At 67.5% G+C, this 6,812-nt stretch carries 8 protein-coding genes; 4 read left to right on the top strand and 4 right to left on the bottom strand.

The features are described 5' to 3' along the window. Window positions 1-196: 196 nt before the first annotated feature. Window positions 197-985: a hypothetical protein gene (locus ACIBK0_RS51650; protein WP_399097465.1), complete on the bottom strand. Its 789-nt coding sequence runs from the start codon at window positions 983-985 to the stop codon at window positions 197-199. Between the two features lie 121 nt (window positions 986-1,106). On the opposite strand from ACIBK0_RS51650, the gene ACIBK0_RS51645 reads away from it, so the two are divergent. The 3 genes from ACIBK0_RS51645 (at window position 1,107) to ACIBK0_RS51635 (ending at window position 3,520) form a co-directional block, all read left to right on the top strand. Further along, window positions 1,107-1,898 (top strand): ABC transporter ATP-binding protein, encoded by a 792-nt coding sequence (locus ACIBK0_RS51645; protein ID WP_399097463.1) that lies wholly within the window; start codon window positions 1,107-1,109, stop codon window positions 1,896-1,898. A gap of 121 nt (window positions 1,899-2,019) precedes the next feature. Next, window positions 2,020-2,454, top strand: a complete 435-nt coding sequence (locus ACIBK0_RS51640; RefSeq protein ID WP_399097461.1) for an NfeD family protein — start codon at window positions 2,020-2,022, stop codon at window positions 2,452-2,454. Window positions 2,455-2,584: 130 nt separating this feature from the next. Then, entirely contained in the window at window positions 2,585-3,520 is a 936-nt protein-coding gene (locus ACIBK0_RS51635; protein WP_399097459.1) for an SPFH domain-containing protein, read from the top strand. 58 nt (window positions 3,521-3,578) lie between these two features. On the opposite strand, the gene ACIBK0_RS51630 is transcribed toward ACIBK0_RS51635, so the two are convergent. The 3 genes from ACIBK0_RS51630 to ACIBK0_RS51620 form a co-directional block, all read right to left on the bottom strand. After that, the gene (locus ACIBK0_RS51630; protein ID WP_399097457.1) at window positions 3,579-4,085 is read right to left on the bottom strand and encodes an HNH endonuclease; all 507 of its coding nucleotides are present in this window, start codon (window positions 4,083-4,085) and stop codon (window positions 3,579-3,581) included. A gap of 158 nt (window positions 4,086-4,243) precedes the next feature. After that, window positions 4,244-4,783 (bottom strand): YbhB/YbcL family Raf kinase inhibitor-like protein, encoded by a 540-nt coding sequence (locus ACIBK0_RS51625; protein ID WP_399097455.1) that lies wholly within the window; start codon window positions 4,781-4,783, stop codon window positions 4,244-4,246. 40 nt (window positions 4,784-4,823) lie between these two features. Continuing rightward, window positions 4,824-5,609, bottom strand: coding sequence for a sporulation protein (locus tag ACIBK0_RS51620; protein ID WP_399097453.1), 786 nt, complete (start codon window positions 5,607-5,609; stop codon window positions 4,824-4,826). 197 nt (window positions 5,610-5,806) lie between these two features. Here ACIBK0_RS51620 and ACIBK0_RS51615 point away from each other — a divergent pair, with 197 nt between their 5' ends. Continuing rightward, window positions 5,807-6,448: a DNA-3-methyladenine glycosylase gene (locus ACIBK0_RS51615; RefSeq protein WP_399097451.1), complete on the top strand. Its 642-nt coding sequence runs from the start codon at window positions 5,807-5,809 to the stop codon at window positions 6,446-6,448. Window positions 6,449-6,812: the final 364 nt, after the last annotated feature.

Genomic DNA, 6,812 nt, shown 5'->3' with positions numbered 1-6,812 from the left:
GCAATGGCTGCACACCTACAATCACCACCGCGGACACACCGCGCTGAAAGGCCAACCACCCGCCAGCCGCGTCCCCAACCTCACAGGGCAATACACCTAGGGGCGGCACCCGTCCCCGAGAGGGCGGCACCCGGTAAGCGCGGGTACACGCATCCGCCCCGATCTCAGCCCCCACCCGGGGCAGCAGGAACTCCGCTCAGCGAACCCCCCGCTCCCGCTCCTCCACAAACGCGTTGTACGCAGCCACCTGCGCCCGCCGAGCCGTCCGCTCCACCGGCCGCAAGGCCTCCGCCCGAGCCGCCATCTCCGACGCGCTCACCGCCCCACCGTGCCCGTTCTCGTACGCGACGGAGATCAGCAACCCCACACGCTGAGCAAGCTCCAGCACGCGCACCGCCCGAGGCGGATACCCGGGAGCGAGAACCTCCCGCCCCCGCTCCGCCCGAGCCCGATACGCGTCGATCGCCGCCTCCGCAACCGGCCCCGACCCCGCCACGTCGAGTCGCGACAACACCTCCGTCGCCTCGCGCAACGCCTCCGCCAGCTCCCGCTCGGCCTCCCCCAGGGAGGGCACATCGGCGGGCGGTGCCTGCCGCACCGGCAGACAGTGCCAGACGACCTCCACGTGCACATCGCCGTCAGGCCCCGCCTCGTTCACCTCCGGCACCAGGCCCAGCGCAGCGCCATGACAGACGGCGGCCTCCTCGGCCTCGAGGGCGCGCGCGTTGAATTCCGGCGGACCGCTCAGCCCGAGCGGATGCCCCGGCGCGGGCAGCGCGACCCGCAGCCCGGTCACCCCGAGCGCGCGCAGCCGGCCGAGGGCGAGCGTGAGCCCCACGGGCCCCGACTCGCCCGGCAGCCCCTCGACCCGGTGCACCGCGTCCTCGCCGACAATGGCGAGCACTGCGTCATCCGGCGAAATAAGTCCGGCCAAAAGGGCATTTCCCCATGCGGCCAACCGTCCAGAGCGTGGTTCCGAGAGCATGCCCCCACCCTAAGGACCGGCCGATGGAATGGAGCGACCGACCGGTGGCGTAGGTTTTCCCTGGGGGCTGCGTCCACAGACGTAAGCGACGGCCGAGACTGCAATGGGAGACAACGCGCTCATGAGCGATGTACTGGAGCTGGAGGACGTATCCGTGGTCCGCGAGGGCCGGGCTCTGGTGGACCAGGTCTCCTGGTCGGTCAAGGAGGGGGAGCGCTGGGTCATCCTCGGCCCCAACGGTGCCGGAAAAACGACCCTTCTGAACGTCGCCTCCAGCTACCTCTTCCCCAGCCAGGGCACCGCCACCATCCTCGGCGAGACCCTCGGCAAGGTCGACGTCTTCGAGCTGCGCCCGCGCATCGGGATCGCCGGCATCGCCATGGCAGAGAAGCTCCCCAAGCGCCAGACCGTCCTGCAGACCGTGCTCACCGCCGCGTACGGCATGACCGCCGGCTGGCACGAGGACTACGAGGACGTCGACGAGCAGCGCGCCCGCGCCTTCCTCGACCGCCTCGGCATGAGCGACTACCTGGACCGCAAGTTCGGCACCCTCTCCGAGGGCGAACGCAAGCGCACCCTGATCGCCCGCGCCCTGATGACCGACCCCGAACTGCTCCTGCTCGACGAGCCCGCCGCGGGCCTCGACCTCGGCGGGCGCGAGGACCTCGTCCGTCGCCTCGGCCGCCTCGCCCGCGACCCGATCGCACCCTCCATGATCATGGTCACGCACCACGTCGAGGAGATCGCCCCCGGCTTCACCCACGTCCTGATGATCCGTCAGGGCAAGGTGCTGGCCGCGGGCCCGCTGGAGCTCGAACTCACCTCGCGCAACCTCTCCCTCTGCTTCGGCCTTCCGCTCGTCGTGGAACAGGTCGGCGAGCGCTGGACCGCGCAGGGCCTGCCGATGGCCTGAACGCCCAAGAGCCCGGACCCGTTGTGAACCCCGGAGCGCCCGGACCCGCGCCGCGGACCGGGCGTGTCCCAGTTGATCGCGCGCCCTGTCCGCCAGAGGAGTGCGGTCCTACCATGACCATGTGAACGACATCAACGCGTGGGTGTGGTGGCTGGTTGCGGCGGCCGGGCTCGGCATCCCGCTCGTCGTGACCGCGATGCCTGAGTTCGGCATGCTCGCCGTGGGCGCCGTCGCCGCCGCGGTCTCTGCTGGTCTCGGCGCCGGTGTCGTCCTCCAAGTGCTCGTCTTCGCCGTCGTCTCGGTCGCGCTCATCGCCGTCGTACGACCCATCGCGGCCCGGCACCGCGCTCAGCGGCCCCAACTCGCCACAGGCGTGGAGGCGTTGAAGGGCAAGCAGGCCATCGTCCTGGAACGGGTGGACAGTTCGGGCGGTGGCCGGATCAAACTCGGCGGAGAGATCTGGTCGGCACGTGCCCTCGACGCCGGACAGGCCTACGAGGTAGGCCAAGAAGTGGACGTCGTGGACATCGACGGGGCCACGGCGATCGTCATGTGACCTCGTACGACGCAAGTGAACCGAACGCCCCACGTGGCAGACGACGGTCTGTCAGACTCGTCCAGCAAGATCTTCAACAACCGTAAGATCTTCCGGAATTACCGAGCGGAGAAGGGTACGGGGAGCAACGATGGAACCGATCATCATCGTCCTGATCATTCTGGTGGTGTTGGTCTTCATCGCCCTGATCAAGACCATCCAGGTCATCCCACAGGCCAGCGCCGCCATCGTCGAGCGCTTCGGACGCTACACGCGCACTCTGAACGCCGGCCTGAACATCGTCGTGCCGTTCATCGACTCCATCCGCAATCGCATCGACCTGCGCGAACAGGTCGTGCCGTTCCCGCCGCAGCCGGTGATCACCCAGGACAACCTGGTCGTCAACATTGACACGGTCATCTACTACCAGGTGACCGACGCCCGAGCCGCCACGTATGAAGTCGCCAGCTACATCCAGGCGATCGAGCAGCTCACCGTCACCACACTGCGCAACATCATCGGTGGCATGGACCTGGAGCGCACGCTCACCTCCCGCGAGGAGATCAACGCGGCCCTGCGCGGCGTCCTCGACGAGGCCACCGGCAAGTGGGGCATCCGCGTCAACCGCGTTGAGCTCAAGGCGATCGAGCCGCCCACCTCCATCCAGGACTCGATGGAGAAGCAGATGCGCGCCGACCGTGACAAGCGCGCCGCGATCCTCACCGCCGAAGGTATCCGCCAGTCGCAGATCCTCACCGCCGAGGGTGAGAAGCAGTCCGCGATCCTGCGCGCCGAAGGTGAGGCGAAGGCAGCCGCCCTGCGCGCCGAGGGCGAGGCCCAGGCCGTCCGTACGGTCTTCGAGGCCATCCACGCCGGTGACCCGGACCAGAAGCTGCTCTCCTACCAGTACCTCCAGATGCTCCCCAAGATCGCCGAGGGCGACGCCAACAAGCTCTGGATCGTGCCCAGCGAGATCGGCGACGCCCTCAAGGGCCTGAGCGGCGCCATGGGCAACTTCGGCTCCATGGGCGGCGGTTCGGGCAACGGCGGTACCGAGCGCCGCGAGAAGCCGTCCGTCACCGACTGACCGTTGCACGACGATGGGGCCCACCTCTCCAAGGAGGTGGGCCCCATCGTCGTACGAGCTAGGCCGCGGGCTGTGCCAGCCACTCCGGCAGCGAGTCGAAGTCGTCCTGGCCGAGCGCCAGCAGCATCGCGTCGGCGGGCGTCGGCTCGAAGGGCTGCCGCAGCAGCGGCATACCCGCCTGCTCCGGCGTACGGGCGGCCTTGCGATGGTTGTCCTCCGCACACGAGGCGACCGTGTTCAGCCAAGAGTCCTGGCCGCCCTGCGCACGCGGTACCACGTGGTCCACAGTCGTGGCGCGCCGACCGCAGTACGCGCACCTGTGCCGGTCGCGTACCAGCACACCGCGTCGCGACCACGGCGCTTGTCTTCGGAACGGCACCCGGACATAGCGGCAGAGCCTGATCACCCGGGGCACGGGTATGTCGAGCGCTGCTCCGCGCATACGGAGTTCGGGGTGGGCCTGCTCCACGACGGCCTTGTCCTGCAGCACCAGAACGACGGCTCGGTTCAACGTCACCGTCGACAGCGGCTCAAAGCTCGCGTTCAGTACCAGCGTGTCCCGCATCCAGCCCACCTCCCGTGTGCACCGGCCCACCCCCTGGCGGACGGGCTTGGATCAACTCTGGCCGGGCGCGCCGAGATGGACAACGCAATAAAAAATGCCCGCCTCTGATCACTTCCAAGACCAGAGGCGGGCAAACGTTCAGTGAACGCTTGGCGGGCTCAGCTTTTCGACGGATTCTCGTACTCGCCGATCAACTGGGCACGCGCCAGTGTGTGGAACCGCAGGTTGAAGCCCACGACGGCGGGTGACACCTCGGAGTCCGGCCCCAGCTTCTCCTTGTCGACGGCGTACACCGTGAAGACGTACCGGTGCGGTCCGTCCCCCGGCGGCGGCGCCGCCCCGCCGAAGTCCTTCGACCCGTAGTCGTTGCGGACATGCACGGCGCCCTCGGGAAGCCCCTCGAACTTGCCGCTGCCCGCACCCGTCGGCAGTTCTGTGACGGACACCGGGATGTCGAAGAGCACCCAGTGCCAGAACCCGCTGCCCGTCGGGGCATCCGGATCGAAGCACGTCACGGCGAAGCTCTTCGTCCCGGCCGGGAAGCCCTCCCAGCGCAGCTGCGGCGACGTGTTGCCCGCCGCATACACCTGAGCGTCCGCCAGTACCGCACCCGCCGCGATGTCGTCGCTCACCACGATGAACGACGGCACCGGCGGATGGAAGTCATGGGGAAGCGGGGCCCTCTTCGCCTCGGTCACGTCTCAACCTCCGATTCGGCCGACTACCTGCGTCCGTAGCCTAGAACCAGCTGCGCTTGCTACCGACTTCCGACAGCCACTGATTCAGGTACGCGGCCCAGTCCGTGCCCTGGTAGTCGTTCAGCCCCACCTGGAAGGACCGGTACGAGTCGCTGCCCTCACTGAAGAGGCCCGGCTTCTTGTCCATCTCCAGGACGACGTCCATCACGCGGTCGTCCGCGACGAAGCTCAGCTCCACCTGGTTCAGCCCGCGGTACTGCGACGGCGGGAAGAACTCGATCTCCTGGTAGAAGGGCAGCTTCTGCCGCGTACCACGGATGTGACCGCGTTCCATGTCCGCGTTCTTGAAGCGGAAGCCCAGCTGAATGAAGGCGTCCAGGATCGCCTTCTGCGCCGGCAGCGGGTGCACGTTGATCGGGTCCAGGTCACCGGAGTCCAGAGCGCGCGCGATCTCCAGCTCCGTGGTCACACCGATGTGCATCCCGCGCAGGCTCTGGCCGTCGATCATGGTGATCGGCGTCTCCCAGGGGATCTCCAGACCGAACGGCACAGCGTGCACCGCGCCCGCCTGCAGCTCGAAGGCGCCACCGAGCCGCAGCTTGGTGAACTCGATGTCCTGCTTGTACTCCTGGTCGTCGTGGCCCTCGACCTCGACCTTGGCCTGCAGACCGACCGACAGACCCTCGATCGCCTGGTTCACCGACCCGCCCTGGATCCGCACCTCGCCCTGTACGACGCCGCCCGGAACGGTGTTGACCTCAGTCAGCACCGTCTCGACCGAAGCCCCACCCGCCCCCATGCTCGCAAGCAGCCGCTTGAACCCCATGTCACTTCCTCCCCAGGCAACGCCTGTTCCCTCTGTCGTGTCCGTCTGTATTCCTTGATCCCTACAAACGCGATCCGACCGCGGCTGGTTCCGCGTCCTCACCCTTCCAAGAGAGAGGACCCCTGGCCACCCCATCGACAAGCATCCGTCCGGACTACTTGGGACTACTCCGGACCGGTGGACTACGCTCGTACGCCATGATCGCGGCCCCTGACCGTACGCCCCTCACGCGCGACTTCTTCGACCGCCCCGTACTGGACGTCGCCCCCGACCTCCTGGGGCGCATCCTCGTACACACCACCCCGGACGGTCCGATCGAACTGCGCATCACAGAGGTCGAGGCGTACGACGGCCCGAACGACCCCGGCTCCCACGCCTATCGCGGCCGTACGGCACGCAACGACGTGATGTTCGGTCCGCCCGGCCACGTGTACGTCTACTTCACCTACGGCATGTGGCACTGCATGAACCTGGTGTGCGGTCCGGAGGGCCGGGCCAGTGGTGTCCTACTTCGGGCCGGCGAGGTCACCGAGGGCGCCGGACTGGCTCGCAAACGTCGACTCTCGGCCCGAAATGACAAAGAACTGGCCAAAGGACCCGCACGCCTCGCCACGGCGCTCGGGGTGGACCGGTCGCTCGACGGCACGGATGCCTGCGCACCCGAGGGCTCTCCACTGACCCTTCTGACGGGCACCCCCGTCCACTCCGACCAGGTACGCAGCGGCCCCCGCACGGGAGTGGCCGGCGACGGCGGCGTCCACCCATGGCGCTTCTGGATCGCCAACGACCCGACAGTGAGCCCTTATCGGGCCCATACGCCACGCCGTCGCTCAACTTGACGCGTCCCTGGGGGATCCGTAATGTAGCCCGAGCCGCTTGAACCGGTTACGGCGTTCAGCCAGCAGCCGAGAGTGGCCAACCCACTACCTACGACTTCCCCTCGGCGGGGGCGAATTCGGCGTGCCTGCATGCCTGAATTCAAACTCGCGGAACTCGATTATGAGTTGCGGAGGGAATCGACTAACGTAGTGAATGTCGAAAGGCCGCGAGACGGAAGCGCTCAAAGCCCGAAGACAAACCCGCCGACCGGGAATCGGACACGAAAGAGTCTGATAGAGTCGGAACCGCCGGAAAGGGAAACGCGAAAGCGGAAACCTGGAAAGCACCGAGGAAATCGGATCGGAAAAAGATCTGATAGAGTCG

Origin of the sequence: Streptomyces sp. NPDC050564 (genome assembly GCF_044457265.1) — a bacterium.
Lineage (GTDB): Bacteria > Actinomycetota > Actinomycetes > Streptomycetales > Streptomycetaceae > Streptomyces.
The sequence above is the reverse complement of the archived record's forward strand: the minus strand, read 5'-3'. Positions and strand labels throughout refer to the sequence as shown.